We start from the raw sequence: 14,052 nt of genomic DNA, 5'->3' as shown, positions 1-14,052 counted from the left end.
CGCTTGCCGTTTCCTGCGAGCGCTGCGACGCGCGCCGCAGTGCTCGCAGGAAACTGCAGTGTTCGCGGTTCCGGGGCGGAGGGTCAGGGGGTGACGGGTACGGCGACCCCGAGGCGCGCCGCGATCGCACCCGCGACCCGGTCGGTCTGCCGCAGCGACAGCGAGTCCGCGTTCGGGCGCGTGAATGCACCCGCCTCGGTCAGCGATGTGAATGGCCCGGTGGCGAACAGCGTGTCGTGAGCCGCGTCGTCGCGGCGCAGCACCTGCCCGTCGTCGCTGACGCGTACGCGTCCGAGCGAGCCGTCGTATTCGGCATCCGTCACCCGCAGCTCGCTGCCGTGCACCGTCACGAGCTCTCGCAGCGCCTCGTTCGTGCTCAGTGCGGCGTCGGCCGCAGGCAGCCACGCGTCGACGAGCGCGCCGGCGACCGTCTCGCCGGGCACGCGAGGGCCGGATGCGCTGAACCCGTGCGGGGTGACGGTGACCTCGATGTCGGGTCCGAGGAAGCGCACCACTCCGGCCTCCGAGAGTGCGAGCAGCTCCTCGAGCCGGTGTGGCGGCGGTCCACTCGCCAGGTAGCTGAAGAACGTGTGCCAGCGCACGGGCAGGCTTTGCGCTCGCGACCGGGCGTTCCAGCGCTCCTTCGGGATCTCCGACAGTGCCATGAACGACAGCAGCGCGGCGATGAAGACGCCCTGCGCGGGACTGCGCTCCTCGGTGGTCCGCAGCAGGAGGTCGTCGGCGATGTGCGCTCTGACCTGTCGCTGCACGTCCTCCTCGTCGAGGAACCGCGCACCGGCGAGTGGCCGGTCGAACGCCGCGACGTCGAACCGGTCCAGCGGTTCCGGAACGGCCGCGGCGATCGCCTCGCGGAGCGCGGACGAGTCCCACGGGTGGGCGCGCAGCACGGGACGGAACTCCGTCCACGTAGTCGAGACCCTGTCGGGGTGTCCCGTGAACAGCTCGCGATAGTGCCCATGGAGCAGCTCCGTCGCGACGAGCGGCCAGACGTCACGCTCGAAGTCGATCGGGTGGCCGGACGCTGCGAGCGCCGCGACCGCGTCGGGCGTGAGCACCTCGCGCTGCGGCGGATCGCCCTGCAGCGTCGAGGTCACCTTGGACCTGTAGGGGACGCCCCGGCGTGAGCCGAGGTGCAGCCGCGGCTCACGCCCCGAGGCCAGGTAGCGCAGGCTGCCGTCGCCTGCCCGGTCGAACCGTCCGCCGCGCCCCTGGGTCAGCAGGACGACGAGGTCGACGGCGGCCAGGCCCATGCCGCGCACGATGACGTCCGCGCCCTCCGGAATCACCGAGAGGTCGGCGTCGGCGGTGAACGCCGGCGGCACGTACACGAGCCCGTGGCGGGCGGATGCCTCGGCCAGCGCCGCGGTCGCCGGGTCGAGGTCGCGCTCGGTGTGGCCGAGGCAGTAGGCGACGGCATCCGTCACGATCTCGGAGCCGGTCGCCAGCACGACGAGGTGGCGTCCATCGGCGGTCGGCCGCACTGCGGCCACGGTGTCGGCATGCTGCCGGATGGTCACGCCGGCCGGCGCGCTCGCCGCCGTGGTGCGGAAGAACCAGTCCAGGTAGTGGCTGTGCAGGCGCCGGGTCGGAAACCCGTCCGGACCCAGCGCCCGCGCCTCTGCCTCCGACAGCTCGTCGAGGTCGACGTCGGGCAACTCGCCGACGCGCCACAGCTCGAGCCACTGGTTCAGCGACGGGCCGGGACGCACGGGGCCGTCGATGGTGCAGCTGTCGTCGGTGAACACGGTGACGTCGCGCGTCATCGAGTTGAGCTTGAGCAGCGGCGACTGCGCGCGGCGCCAGATGCGGCCGGCGCCGGGCGGGTGTGGATCGACGAGGTCGATGTCGAGCAGCGTGTGCTCGTCGGTGCGCGCCAGCAGACGCTCGAGGAGCATGATCGCCCGCGGGCCGGCCCCGACGAGCAGCAGGCGCGCGCGGTCGGTCATCGCGTCGCGAGCGACGGGGTCGTGAAGGGCACAGTCGTGAGGGGCACAGTCGCGCGGGGTGCGGGCAGCCCGAGCAGGTCCCGCAGGGTCGCACCTTCCTCGTACGACTGCCGGTACGAGCCGCGCTCCTGCAGCAGCGGCACGACGCGCTCGGTGAACTCGTCCAGCCCGTGCGGGGTGAGGTGCCCGACGACGGTGAAGCCGTCGGTCGCGCGCTCCTGCACGTACCGGTCGATCTCGGCCGCGATGCGCTGTGGCGTGCCGACGAAGGTGTGCGTCGCAGTGAGGCGGATGACGAGATCCCGGATGCTGAGACCCTCGGCATCCGACAGCTCCCGCAGTTTCGCGATCCGGGCCCGCACGGCGGCGTGACGGTTCGCCCAGCCTCGAGCGGTCTCGGACCCGGTGTCGGGGTCGACGTCGGGGAGCGGACCGTCGGGGTCGTAGCCCGAGAGGTCGCGACCCCACACCTGCTCGACATAGGTCAGTGCGACCTCGGGTCGCACCTGCGCGAGCGCGATCTCGCGCGAGCGCTCCTGTGCCTCCTGCTCGGTGTCGCCGAGGACGAAGGTCGCTGCCGGCAGGATCTTCAGCGACTCCTCGTCGCGGCCCCACGCGGGCAGCTTCCCCTTGACGTCGTCGTAGAACGCCCGCGCCGCCTCGAACTCCGTATGCAGCGAGAAGATGACCTCGGCGTGCTCCGCACCGAAGCCACGCCCGTCGGCGGAGTCGCCGGCCTGCACGATGACGGGCCGGCCCTGGGGTGAGCGCGGCACGTCGAACAGCGCGTCGACGTCGAACTGGGATCCGCGGTGCCGCACCCGCGCGGGCACGTCCTCGTCCAGGAACACCCCCGATCCGGCATCCGCCCGCGGAGCGTCTTCGGGCCACGAGTCCCACAGCTTCTTCGCGAGGTCGGCGAACTCCCGCGCACGCTCATAGCGGTCGGCGTGGTCCAGGTAGCCGCCACGGCGGAAATTGGCGCCGTGGAAGGCATCCGAGCTGGTCACCGCGTTCCACCCGGCGCGACCACCCGACAGCAGGTCGAGCGTCGAAAGTTGCCGCGCAAGCTCGTACGGCTCGTTGAACGTCGTGTTGAGCGTGCCGACCAGCCCGACGTGCTCGGTGATCGCGGCCAGAGCGGCAAGGATCGACAGCGTGTTCGGGCGCCCCAGCACGTCGAGCTCGTGGACGCGCCCCTTGTGCTCGCGCAGCCGCAGGCCCTCGGCCAGGAAGACGTAGTCGAACAATCCGCGCTCGGCATTGCGGGCGAAGTGCGCGAACGAGTCGAACTCGATCTGGCTTCCGGCAGACGGGTCGGTCCAGACCGTCGTGCTGTTGACCCCGGGAAAGTGCGCCGCGAGGTGGATCTGACGGGGGAGGCTCACAGGGCGACCTTCTCTCGGGCGTATCGGCTCTCGGGGCGCGACAGCTGCAGTCGCGAGCGCAGCGTGCCGCTGCCGGCCGTGCCGCTCTGGCCGGCGTCGCGCAGCACACCTGCGGCGCGGGCGAGCGGCACCACCTGCTCGGCGATGGCGGCGACGTCCGCGGGCTGGCGCGCAGGGCGGAGGCGGATGCCGTCGACCCCGGCTCCGGCGAGGGCGACGATCTCGTCGACCACGTCGCCCGCAGTGCCGATGACGATGCGCGCGTCCGAGGCGAGCTCGGCTCCGGCCAGGTCGTCGAGCCGCCGCGCGGCCTGGCGTGCGGCATCGGCCGTGTCCTCGATGAGCACGAGCAGATCGGCGAAGACGCGCAGGCGCTCACGGCCATCGCTGCGCAGTACGGCCGCAGCGGTGTTGACCTCGGTGCGGATCGCGGCGACGTCGTCCGCGCTGTGCGGCGTCGTGAAGACGAGGTCGGCGTGCTCCGCGGCGAGGCGGTACGGCACCGTCTGGTGCGCGAGCACCGTGATGAGGGGGCGGCCCTGAGGCGATCGCGGCACGATCGAGGCCCCCGTGACCGAGAAGAACTCGCCCTCGAAGTCGATGTTGTGCACGCGGTCGGCGTCGACGTAACGGCCGGACTCGGCATCCCGGATCACGGCGTCGTCCAGCCACGAATCCCAGAGCCGCGCGAGCACGTCGGCGAACTCGCCCGCCTCGCGGAACGCGGCGGCGATCTCGGGGGAGTCCTCGACCCGGCCGGACGCGGGGAGCGCATCGACGCCCGTCGCGCGTCGGCCGAAGTTCGCCCGCTCGGCAGCCGATGCCCCGGCTACCAGGCGCACCCCGGCGCGGCCCCGGCTTGCGAAGTCGAGGGTCTGGATGCCCGTGGCGACGTGGAACGGCTCGGGGTGCGCTGTGGTGACGGTCGGCACGAGGCCGATGCGGCTGGTCAGCGGAGCGAGGTACGACGCGAGCAGCACGGCGTCCAGGCGTCCCCGGACACGGTCACGGCGCAGGCCGTCGGTCGGTTCGAAACGATCGGCGAGCGAGAGCGCGTCTTCGATCGTCGCGAGCACGAGGCCCGCGCCATCGGCCGTGCGCAGCAGATCGCGCCAGTAGACGGGAGACGTCAGTTCATGCGGTCGTGCGGTCTGCGCGCGCCAGGCCGCGGGATGCCATCCCGCGCGCTCCAGGGCAAGGGCGATGTGCACCTGTTCGGTCACGGTCGTCGGTTCCTCACGTTCGGCTCTGCGGGGTGTGGGCGGTGCGCGTGGTCCACTCGCGAGTGCTCGCCGAGCCGGTGCCACGCGCGATTGTGGAAGACCAGCGCGTCGCCCTCCGCCGCCGTGCCGGCGTCGCGGGCGATGTGCGCCTGTACCGCGTGCGCGGCGATCACGGTCGACCCTCCGGCATCCATGCGACTGACCACGGCGCCGCGCACCCAGGCCCGCACCCCGCGGAACACGGGCTCGCCCGTCGGCAGCGGAGCCCACGACTCGGCGTCGGCGAAGCGGTCCACACCGCTGGTGGCGCCGAGCCTGGCGAGGTCGATGTCGTCGGCGTCGAGGAGGTGTACGACGACGGAGTCCGCCGCGAGGATGGTGGGTGTCGCCGACGAGATCGCCGACACGGAGAACACCAGGAGCGGCGGATCCGCGCTCACCGACGACACCGACGAGGCGGTCAGCGCGACAGGTCCGTCAGGTCCGGTCGCGGTGATGACCGCGACGCCGCTGGGGTGCCCGCGGAAGAGCGAGCGGAATTCCGCAGGGGAGATCGCACTGCCGATCGATCGCGTCGAAGGATGCTGATCGGCGGCGGAGGCTCTGGGGAAAGCGGTCATGGCACGACGGTAGACACGGGTCCGGGGGTGGCGCCCGGACCGAGTGCAACACGAGGAAACGCGCGTTCACATGACGGCGCACACGGGGGCTGACCGCACCCGGACGCGCTGCGGTGCGATTGCATGGTCGACATGTCGCACATCGTCGTCCTCGTGGGCAACCCGCAGCCGTCGTCCCGCACGCGTCTCGTCGCCGAGGAGGTGGCCCAGCAGATCGCCGCCCGTTCCGGCGCCGACGTGAGCGAGACCATCGACCTGGCGGGCGTCGCCGACGCACTGTTCCGCTTCCCCGACGACGCCGTCGACACGCTGTCGCGACGCGTCGCCGACGCGGACGTCCTCATCGTCGCGAGCCCCACGTACAAGGCGACGTACACCGGGCTGCTCAAGGCGTTCCTCGATCGCTATGAGGCCGGCGCACTGCGTGGCGTGACGGCGGTCCCGCTGCTCACGATCGGCGCGCCCACGCACGCCCTCGCGGTGGAGCACGGTCTGCGGCCGCTCCTCGTGGAGCTCGGCGCCTCCACGCCGACGCGGGGCATCGCCTTCTCGGCAGGCGACGTCGGTCGCCGGTCGGAGATCGTCGGCGAGTGGCTCGACGCCGAGTGGCCGACGCTCGCCGGCGCACTGGGAGCCCCGAGCGTCGAGGCCGGCGTCGCCGGGGTGCGATGAGCGGCGCGCCGCCCGTGTCTCGGCCTCGCCGCCGCGTCGGCGACCTTCGATAGCGGGAGCAATGACATGACGGATTCCGCCACCCTGGGCGTCGACGGCGCGCGTGTCGACCAGACCGGCCCGCCGGCGCTCGAGCGGGTCTGGGCCGAAGCCTTTCCGGAGCTCTCCCGCGCGGTCTCGCCGGCGCGGACCGTGCAGCCGCGCCTGCTGGCATTCAACGATGAACTGGCCGACGATCTCGGCTTCGATCCCGCCTTCCTCCGATCGGCGGCCGGCGTGCGCGTCCTGACCGGGGAGTCGTACCGCCCAGGCACCGCGCCCGTCGCGCAGGTGTACGCCGGCCATCAGTGGGGGAGGTTCCAGCCGATCCTCGGCGACGGACGGGCAGCCCTCCTCGGCGAGCGGCACGACCGCAACGGACGCCTCCGGGACGTGCACCTGAAAGGCATCGGACCGACGCCGATGTCGCGCGTCGACGGGTTCGCGGTCGTCGGGCCCATGCTGCGCGAGCTGCTCATGGGCGAGGCGATGCACGCGCTCGGTGTGCCCACGACGCGCATGCTCGCCGTCGTGGCCACCGGCGCTCCGCGCGAGTGGGAGGATCGCGTGCTTCCGGGCGCCGTGCTCGCGCGCACGGCGGCGAGCCATGTGCGGTTCGGCTCGTTCGAGTATGTGCGCGCGCAGGACGACCCGGTGCTGCTGCGACGCCTCGCCGACCACGTCATCACGCGCCACTACCCCGGGGCGGCCGGCGCCGCGCATCCGTATCGTGCGCTTCTCGGTGAGATCGTCGATGCCGTCGCCGCACTCACGGCCGACTGGATGCGCGTGGGCTTCGTCCACGGCGTGCTGAGCACGGACAACGTGCTGGTCGCCGCCGAGACGATCGACTACGGTCCGTGTGCGTTCCTCGACGCCTACGAGCCGGGGGCGCACTTCAGCTCGATCGACCGGGAGGGCCGCTACGCGTACGACAGGCAGCCGTCGATCATGCGCTGGAACCTCGAGCGGCTGGGCGAGGCGCTCTCGCCGCTGCTGGCCGCCGATCCGGCAGCGGCGGCGGAGGTGAGCGCCGAGATCGTCGACACCTTCGACGCGCGGTACCGCGAGAGCTGGGCCGGCGTGTTCCGCCAGAAGCTCGGGCTCTCGGCGGGGGTCGATCTCGCGGTCGCCGGGGAGCTGGCGAGGGCCGCACTCGACCTTCTGGCCGAGCACGAGATCGACTTCACCGGCTTCTGGCGAGACCTCGCGGCAGCTGCCGACGACGACGAGGGTCCCCTGCACGGACGGTTCCTGGGGTATATCCCGGAACTCGACGCGTGGCTCCACCGGTGGGCTTCGCTGAGACCGGATGCCGCGCTCATCCTCGCGGTGAACCCGGTCTACATTCCCCGCAACCATCTCGTCGAGGAGGCACTGCGGGCGGCGACGGATGGCGACCTCGAGCCGTTCGAACGCCTGCTCGCGCTGGTCCGGGATCCGTTCCGCGAGCGTCCGGGACGCGAGCACCGGCGCTTCGCCGACCCGGCGCCCGAGGGCACGCCTCGGCACCGCACCTTCTGCGGCACGTGACAGCGTCGCCCGGGGCGCTCGGCGCGCCGGCATCCGCGTCCCGGCCCGTCCGCGGTGGCCACGATGTCGTAGCGTCGTCGTGTGGGTCGTAGCGGCATCTATGTGGAGACGGTGATCGCCGCCGACCTGGAGGCCGTGTGGACCGCCACGCAGAACCCCGCCGAGCACGTCCGGTGGGATGTCAGGTTCACCCGGATCACGCCGGACGGAGTGACGGATGCCGGTGCCACGACCTTCGCCTACGAGCGCCGCGTGCCCGGGCACAGCATCCGCGGGACCGGTGTGAGCATCGGCGAGACGCAGCGTGCGGACGGTGCGCGGACGTCGGCGCTGCGCTTCCACACCGACGATCCGCTGTCGCCGATCCGGGCCGGCCGCGGATACTGGCGCTACATGCCGCATGAGCGGGGCATCGCGTTCGTCACCGGGTACGACTACAGCCCGGGCTGGGGCATCCTGGACGTCGTCGTCCGCCCCCTGCTCGGATGGGCCACGGCGTGGAGCTTCGACCGGCTCCGCATCTGGCTGGAGACCGGCGTTCCGCCTGAGCGATGGCCGCTGTGGAGCGTGGTGTGGTGGTGGCGCGCGGATCGACCACGCGCGGCCCGCTGCCGCCGCGCACCGGCATCCGGCCGGCGCCGCGCCGACCATCTGCAGGACGCACCCGCCACGCTGGCGGCTCTGCCCGACCCGGGAGCCGCGGCATGACCTCCATCTTCGAGCGCGCGCTCGGCGAGGACTTCGACCATCTGCATCCGATGATGAAGCGGCGCTTCGGCGTCGGCCTCGACGTGGCAGAGGCCTGCGTCGGGCGGGGAGTGATGACGACCATCCGGCGGGGTCCGTGGTGGACGGTCCCTTTCCTGCAGATCGGGCGGCTGCGCAACATCCTGATCCCCGACACCGGCATCGACGTCCCGTTCGTCATCGAGAACTACCCCTACCGCGACCCGCTCGGACGCGAGACCGTCACGTTCGTCCGCGAGTACCGCATCGGCTCTCGCCGCCGCAGATTCGACGCCACGATGATCCTCGACGACGGGCGGGTCGTCGATTATCTCGGCACGCACCAGCACTTGGCCGTCGATCTCGAGCTGCGCGTGGACGAACGAGGCGGGCTGCTGCTGACCTCCGGCGCGCAGCGCTTCTACGAAGGCCCGATCGGCTTCCGGTTTCCGATGCTCTTCAGCGGCCGCGCGCGCCTGCGCGAGTACTACGACGACGCCGACGAGCGGTTCCACGTCGACCTCGAGGTGCACAACCGCTGGTTCGGCTTCCTGTTCGGCTATCGCGGCAGCTTCCAGTGCGAATGGATGCCGGCAGCCGATGCACCGGCGCGCCTCAAGCCCCGCCGGCACGAAGCGCGCACCTGACTCAGGCCGCGTGAACCCCGGTTAGCGCTCGGAGTTGCTGCCGCGGCATCCGTCTCATGCCTTCGCGCGAGCACCGCCCCGTCGTGCGGCCAGGTACTCCGGCGGCATGCCGGGGCCGATGCGGATGCCGATCTCGTCGGCCGGGACCACGCCGCACGTCTCGCACGCCGCGGCGGCGTGCACCGCTCCGTCGCAGGGGGAGTGCCGGTACAGGATCGGCGGCTCGACGGAGGACGCCCACTCGTCTCCCCACTCGGTGAGGGCGATGAGCGCGACCGCGAGGTCGTGGCCTTTCGGCGTGAGGACGTAGTCGGCGGCGCCGGCACGGTCCATGATGCCGCTCGCCACGAACGACTCCAGCCGGGACGCGAGCACGTTGCTGGCGATCCCGAGGTTGTGCTGGAAGTCACCGAACCGCGTCACGCCTGCGAACAGGGCGTCGCGGATGATGAGCAGACTCCACCGCTCGCCGACCAGTTCCAGCGATCGCGCGATGGAGCACACCTGGGAGTCGTACGTCTTGCCCAACATGTGTTCGAATCTAGCACTTGCATGATGCAAGCACCCAACGCTATGGTCGCTTGCATCACGCAAGTCCACGCCGATCAGCACGCAGAGGAGCATGCACATGACTGGGAACTTCACCACCGCGATCACCGTCGACGCGTCGCGGCAGGCCGCGTTCGACGCGATCAACGACGTCTCCCGCTGGTGGGGACGCATCACCGGCTCGACGACGGCCGTCGACGACGAGTTCGTGTACGTCGTCCCGGGGCTGCACTACAGCGGCTTCCGGGTGACCGCGCTCGAGCCCGGCAGTCGTGTCGCCTGGCTGGTGACGGGCAGCCACCTCGACTTCGTCGCCGACAAGCAGGAATGGAACGGCAGCACGGTGCGGTTCGACATCGCCGAGGTCGATGGCCGTACCCAGGTCGTCTTCACCCATGAGGGCCTCACCGCCGACGAGGAGTGCTACGAGGTCTGCACCAACGCCTGGGGCATGTTCGTGAACGGCAGCCTCAAGGCGCTGATCGAGACCGGGCGGGGCGCTCCGTACGTCTTCGGCGGGGACGAGGCGCTGACGGCGGACGATCACGACGAGCTGCACCGTCAGGTGGCTGCATCGGCCGCATCGAGCGCGGCGGGGTAGCGGTCTGGCGCGCGACACGCCGTATCGAGTCGCCGGCGCCCGGGCACGTGGTGCGCGGGTGTCGGCGGTTCCCGTTACGGTGAGACGCGGAGGCGACATGAAGACCAAGAGACTCGCTCGTACCTCGTCGCAGCTGCCGCGTCGAGGCCACGTGCTGGTGACGATCACCGTGGTCGACGAGAACGGGTTCACGTCCCACTACGAGACCGTCGAAGCTCCCGTCGGCGCGCTGCGCGAGGGTGTCGCTGCGATCCATCTCGCCGCGGTCGAGGCGAGCGCCGACGCCGGCTCCGCAACGGCCTGAGGTCGTCGCCCTGTCTTGCGGGCCTCCCTGCAGGCGTCCTAAGATCGAACATAGATTCGATGGAGGAGGACGTCATGAGGATGGCAAGTCGAGAAGATGTCCAGGTCTGGTGCGAACGCGACCGGCCGGTTCGCCTGGTGGTCGAAGGCGAGCGCTGGCGCATCATCGACACTCCGACCCGCTGCGACGGCGGACTGCTCTTCCAGAGCTGGCGGTTCACCGCGCGCAGCGACGTGGACCACCGTACGTGCGTCATGGACGTGGAAGAGGTGGACGGCCAGTGGGTGCTCGTCGCCTCGTGGGAGTGAGGGTCGAGGCGAAGGAGCGCTGTCCCGGCCCGGAGTGAGAAGTTCCGCGGAACTTCTCATCCACAACCGCGTGGGACCCCTTGAAACCTGAATCGCGCGTCAGGTATCGTCCCGCAGAGCGGCTTCCCCCAGCCGTGTCCGCGCTTTACAAGGAGGTATCAGCGCATGGCATCCACGCAGCAATCACCAGACACGATGAAGCAGTCGAGTCTGCGCCGGGTCGTCACGGCTTCGATGGCCGGAACCGTCGTCGAGTGGTACGAGTTCTTCCTCTACGCCACGGCAGCGACGCTCGTGTTCAACAAGATCATGTTCCCGCCGTCCGACGACCCGTACGCCCCGATCATCGCGGCGTTCGTCACCTACGCCGTCGGTTTCATCGCCCGGCCGCTCGGCGGTATCGTCTTCGGCCACTTCGGCGACAAGTACGGGCGCAAGAAGCTGCTGCAGTTCGCGATCATCCTCGTGGGCATCGCCACGTTCCTCATGGGGTGCCTGCCCACCTTCGACACGATCGGCTACTGGGCGCCCGCCCTTCTCGTGGCTCTGCGCTTCGCGCAGGGGTTCGCGGTGGGCGGCGAATGGGGCGGCGCGATCCTTCTCGTCGCTGAGCACTCGCCCAACAAGACGCGCGGCTTCTGGGCATCATGGCCCCAGGCCGCGGTGCCGATCGGGAACCTCCTGGCCACCGTCGTGCTGCTCGTCCTGAGCCGCACGCTCACCGAGGAGCAGTTCCTCGCTTGGGGCTGGCGCGTCGGGTTCTGGCTCTCAGTCGTCATCGTCGCCGTCGGCTATTACGTCCGCACACGCGTCACCGACGCGCCGATCTTCGTCGAGGTCCAGAAGCAGGTCGAGCAGTCCAAGGCCGTGCGCTTCGGTGTGCTCGAGGTGATCAGGCGCTACCCGCGCGGCGTGCTCACGGCTATGGGCCTGCGATTCGCCGAGAACATCATGTACTACCTCGTCGTGACGTTCTCGATCACCTACCTGGCGGTCGCCCTGGAGGTCGACACGTCTGAGATCCTCGGGCTCCTGGTGATCGCGCACATCGTGCACATGATCGTCATCCCGCTCATCGGCGGCCTGACCGATCGGCTCGGCCGCAAGCCGGTGTACCTGATCGGCACCGTCGGCGCGGCGACATGGGGATTCGTGGCCTTCCCGATGTTCGACACGCGCAATCCCGTGATCATCGTCGCGGCGATCAGCCTGGGCCTGTTCATCCACGCCTTCATGTACGCACCGCAGCCCGCCATCATGTCCGAGATGTTCCCGACTCGTATGCGGTATTCCGGCGTCTCGCTCGGCTACCAGGTGACGTCGATCGTCGCGGGCTCGCTGGCACCCATCATCGCCACCGCGCTGCTCGCGAACACCGGCTCCTACGTCCCGGTCGCCGTCTACTTGGCGATCGCCGCGGCGGTCACGCTCATCGCCGCGCTGTCGATGCGGGAGACGAAGGGATCGTCGCTGCACGATCTCGACCGCCTCGACGAGGAGAAGCTGGCCGCCGAGAAGGTGTCCACCTCCGCCTGATCGACGGGTCCTCGGACTGTCGAACGCCCCGTCACGTCGTGGCGGGGCGTTCCACCGCCTCGAGCCGGGCGAGCAGCCGTCGGCGGCTCAAACGCCCTGCCGCCTCGTCCCTGCCGTGGCCGGGGTCCGGCGCAGCACGAGCACGGTCGTGATCGCCAGGATCACGATGCCGATGGACTCGACGATGACGGTCTCGGGCACGAGCGTGAAGTCCCAGGTGGAGGTGATGCCGAACAGCCCCACGGTCAGGGCCAGGATGAGCGCGAGCAGCGTGGCGATGAGGAACAGCAGGCTCAGCACCGTCGCCAGCTGCAGCAGGCGGCCGTGGAGCGCCAGCATCCCGATCGCGAGCACGAGCGCGGCGACGGCGTTGAGAACGAACATCACCCCGAGGATGCCGCCCACACCGTTGAACACGAGGTACAGGTGGATGCCGCCCGCAGCCAGGAGCGCGATCGCGCTGAGGATGCGCATGGTCCAGAGCACGCGCACCGTGGTCTCTGTGGATTCGGTCATGGTCCTACCTGCTCTCCGGTGGAGGTGAGGTCGTCGACGCCTTCTCAAGGGAAACGAGGGTGCGGCTGCTGCGGTTCATCCGCACGAGCCACGCGACGTCCCGGCCGAACGACTCGAGCATGAGCAAGAGCGCCGCGGCCGCGACGGCCAGGTCCGCGGTGGGCGGCAGCACCTGCGCCGCGACGACGGCGAGGGCGACGCCCGAGGCCGCGGTCACCACTTTGCGCCAGTACCGCGGCGGCAGGGTCCGGCGCATCCAGGGCAGCAGCGCGCCCGCCACGACGAACGCGTAGCGCAGCAGACCGATCGAGAGCACCCACCAGCCCACATACCGCGTGTCGTACACGCTCAGCACGAGGAGCAGGAATGCGTCGACCTCCATGTCGAACCGGGCGCCCAGCTCGCTCTCGCTGCCGGTACGGCGCGCGACGTACCCGTCCACCCCGTCCAGCGCGAGCGCGCAGGCCACGAGCGAGACCAGCAGGACGGTGGTCCCGAGGGCCCCTCCACTCGCCGCCGGCGCGTCGAGCGGAACCCCCGGCCGCGTGGGCTCGGTCGTGCCCTCGAGTGAGGCGACCGTCAGCGCGGTCACGAGGCCGACGAGCGTCGAGCGGGTCGCGGTGACCGCGTTCGCGGGCCCGAACCGTCCGGCGCCCCGACGGCGGAGCGCGACGGTCAGCAGCAGCGTCGACACGACCAGGTAGCCGAGCCCCAGCATCACGGCCGTCGGAGACAGCGGCACGGCCGCACCGATCGCGAAGAGGCCCACGGTGCCGGCCGCGACCCACCACCACGGCTGAGCCCACGCGGCGAGAAGCCCGTGCGACCACTGAACTTTTCCCATGCGCGCTCCGTGTACTCCTCATGGCGGTCACCGGGAACACGACGCAGATACCCGCCGCGGTTCACAGTGATGCTCCGGATTCCGCCATCGCCTGGTGGACGATCGGCCCCGGGCAGGGCGAGTTCCGGTCCGAAGGACTGCGACGCCCGTCCGAGGGCGAGGCGGCGGTGCGGACGCTCTGGACCGGTGTGAGCCGTGGCACGGAGGCGCTCGTCGCACGCGGCGAGGTGCCGGAGTCGGAGCGGACCCGCATGCGCGCGCCGTTCCAGGACGGCGAGTTCCCCTTCCCGGTGAAGTACGGCTACCTCAACGTCGGGACCGTCGAGGAGGGCCCGGCACCGCTGCAGGGCCGCACGGTGTTCGCCCTGGTCCCGCACCAGTCCCGCTTCGTGGTCGCGGCGGATGCGCTCGTTCCCGTGCCGGAGTCCGTCCCGCCCCGTCGGGCGGTGCTGGCCGGTGCGGTCGAGACGGCGGTCAACGTGCTGTGGGACGCCCGGCCGCTGATCGGCGACCGGGTGGTCATCGTCGGCGCGGGCATGATCGGGTGCGCCGTCGCGCGGGTGGCGCGCGGCATCCCGG

The 14,052-nt window shown here is 70.8% G+C and carries 15 protein-coding genes and 1 pseudogene; 9 read left to right on the top strand and 7 right to left on the bottom strand.

Going from position 1 to position 14,052, the window contains the following annotated elements:
* Nucleotides 1-83: 83 nt before the first annotated feature.
* The 4 genes from B1729_RS05470 to B1729_RS05455 are packed head-to-tail and all read right to left on the bottom strand — an operon-like array spanning nucleotide 84 to nucleotide 5,198.
* Nucleotides 84-1,967 (bottom strand): FAD/NAD(P)-binding protein, encoded by a 1,884-nt coding sequence (locus B1729_RS05470; protein WP_163631156.1) that lies wholly within the window; start codon nucleotides 1,965-1,967, stop codon nucleotides 84-86.
* The gene (locus B1729_RS05465; RefSeq protein WP_163631154.1) at nucleotides 1,964-3,355 is read right to left on the bottom strand and encodes an NtaA/DmoA family FMN-dependent monooxygenase; all 1,392 of its coding nucleotides are present in this window, start codon (nucleotides 3,353-3,355) and stop codon (nucleotides 1,964-1,966) included. Before B1729_RS05465 ends, B1729_RS05470 begins: the two co-directional genes overlap by 4 nt.
* On the bottom strand, nucleotides 3,352-4,578 hold the full coding sequence (locus tag B1729_RS05460; RefSeq protein WP_163619851.1) for an LLM class flavin-dependent oxidoreductase: 1,227 nt from the start codon (nucleotides 4,576-4,578) through the stop codon (nucleotides 3,352-3,354). Before B1729_RS05460 ends, B1729_RS05465 begins: the two co-directional genes overlap by 4 nt.
* Nucleotides 4,575-5,198 carry a flavin reductase family protein gene (locus B1729_RS05455; RefSeq protein WP_163631153.1) on the bottom strand — a complete coding sequence of 208 codons (624 nt, stop codon included), beginning with the start codon at nucleotides 5,196-5,198 and terminating at the stop codon, nucleotides 4,575-4,577. Before B1729_RS05455 ends, B1729_RS05460 begins: the two co-directional genes overlap by 4 nt.
* 132 nt (nucleotides 5,199-5,330) lie before the next feature.
* Between B1729_RS05455 and B1729_RS05450 the strand changes: the two genes are divergently transcribed.
* The 4 genes from B1729_RS05450 (at nucleotide 5,331) to B1729_RS05435 (ending at nucleotide 8,815) form a co-directional block, all read left to right on the top strand.
* Nucleotides 5,331-5,870, top strand: a complete 540-nt coding sequence (locus B1729_RS05450; protein ID WP_163631151.1) for an NAD(P)H-dependent oxidoreductase — start codon at nucleotides 5,331-5,333, stop codon at nucleotides 5,868-5,870.
* Nucleotides 5,871-5,936: 66 nt separating this feature from the next.
* A complete protein-coding gene (locus tag B1729_RS05445) occupies nucleotides 5,937-7,442 on the top strand; it encodes a YdiU family protein (RefSeq protein ID WP_163631149.1) in 1,506 nt (501 codons plus the stop codon).
* Nucleotides 7,443-7,523: 81 nt separating this feature from the next.
* Complete coding sequence (locus B1729_RS05440; protein ID WP_239539437.1) at nucleotides 7,524-8,150, top strand: SRPBCC family protein; 627 nt, start codon at nucleotides 7,524-7,526, stop codon at nucleotides 8,148-8,150.
* Complete coding sequence (locus tag B1729_RS05435) at nucleotides 8,147-8,815, top strand: DUF4166 domain-containing protein (protein WP_163619859.1); 669 nt, start codon at nucleotides 8,147-8,149, stop codon at nucleotides 8,813-8,815. The genes B1729_RS05440 and B1729_RS05435 overlap by 4 nt, the downstream gene beginning before the upstream one ends.
* 54 nt (nucleotides 8,816-8,869) lie before the next feature.
* Here the strand turns inward: B1729_RS05435 and B1729_RS05430 are convergent, their stop codons facing one another.
* Nucleotides 8,870-9,346 (bottom strand): helix-turn-helix domain-containing protein, encoded by a 477-nt coding sequence (locus tag B1729_RS05430; protein WP_163631147.1) that lies wholly within the window; start codon nucleotides 9,344-9,346, stop codon nucleotides 8,870-8,872.
* Nucleotides 9,347-9,443: 97 nt separating this feature from the next.
* Here B1729_RS05430 and B1729_RS05425 point away from each other — a divergent pair, with 97 nt between their 5' ends.
* From B1729_RS05425 to B1729_RS05410, 4 genes are all read left to right on the top strand, one after another.
* Complete coding sequence (locus B1729_RS05425; protein ID WP_163631145.1) at nucleotides 9,444-9,965, top strand: SRPBCC domain-containing protein; 522 nt, start codon at nucleotides 9,444-9,446, stop codon at nucleotides 9,963-9,965.
* A 97-nt stretch (nucleotides 9,966-10,062) separates the two neighbouring features.
* A complete protein-coding gene (locus B1729_RS05420; protein ID WP_163619865.1) occupies nucleotides 10,063-10,269 on the top strand; it encodes a hypothetical protein in 207 nt (68 codons plus the stop codon).
* Nucleotides 10,270-10,343: 74 nt separating this feature from the next.
* Complete coding sequence (locus B1729_RS05415; protein WP_163631143.1) at nucleotides 10,344-10,577, top strand: hypothetical protein; 234 nt, start codon at nucleotides 10,344-10,346, stop codon at nucleotides 10,575-10,577.
* A gap of 165 nt (nucleotides 10,578-10,742) precedes the next feature.
* Nucleotides 10,743-12,113, top strand: coding sequence for an MFS transporter (locus tag B1729_RS05410; protein ID WP_163619869.1), 1,371 nt, complete (start codon nucleotides 10,743-10,745; stop codon nucleotides 12,111-12,113).
* Nucleotides 12,114-12,200: 87 nt separating this feature from the next.
* On the opposite strand, the gene B1729_RS05405 is transcribed toward B1729_RS05410, so the two are convergent.
* Nucleotides 12,201-12,629, bottom strand: coding sequence for a hypothetical protein (locus B1729_RS05405; protein WP_239526172.1), 429 nt, complete (start codon nucleotides 12,627-12,629; stop codon nucleotides 12,201-12,203).
* Nucleotides 12,630-12,633: 4 nt separating this feature from the next.
* Nucleotides 12,634-13,473: a CDP-alcohol phosphatidyltransferase family protein gene (locus B1729_RS05400; RefSeq protein WP_204318865.1), complete on the bottom strand. Its 840-nt coding sequence runs from the start codon at nucleotides 13,471-13,473 to the stop codon at nucleotides 12,634-12,636.
* Nucleotides 13,474-13,493: 20 nt separating this feature from the next.
* On the opposite strand from B1729_RS05400, the pseudogene B1729_RS05395 reads away from it, so the two are divergent.
* Nucleotides 13,494-14,052, top strand: a pseudogene (locus B1729_RS05395) (dehydrogenase); the annotation flags it as partial.

Origin of the sequence: Microbacterium sp. B35-04 (assembly GCF_010634885.1) — a bacterium.
Lineage (GTDB): Bacteria > Actinomycetota > Actinomycetes > Actinomycetales > Microbacteriaceae > Microbacterium.
The sequence above is the reverse complement of the archived record's forward strand: the minus strand, read 5'-3'. Positions and strand labels throughout refer to the sequence as shown.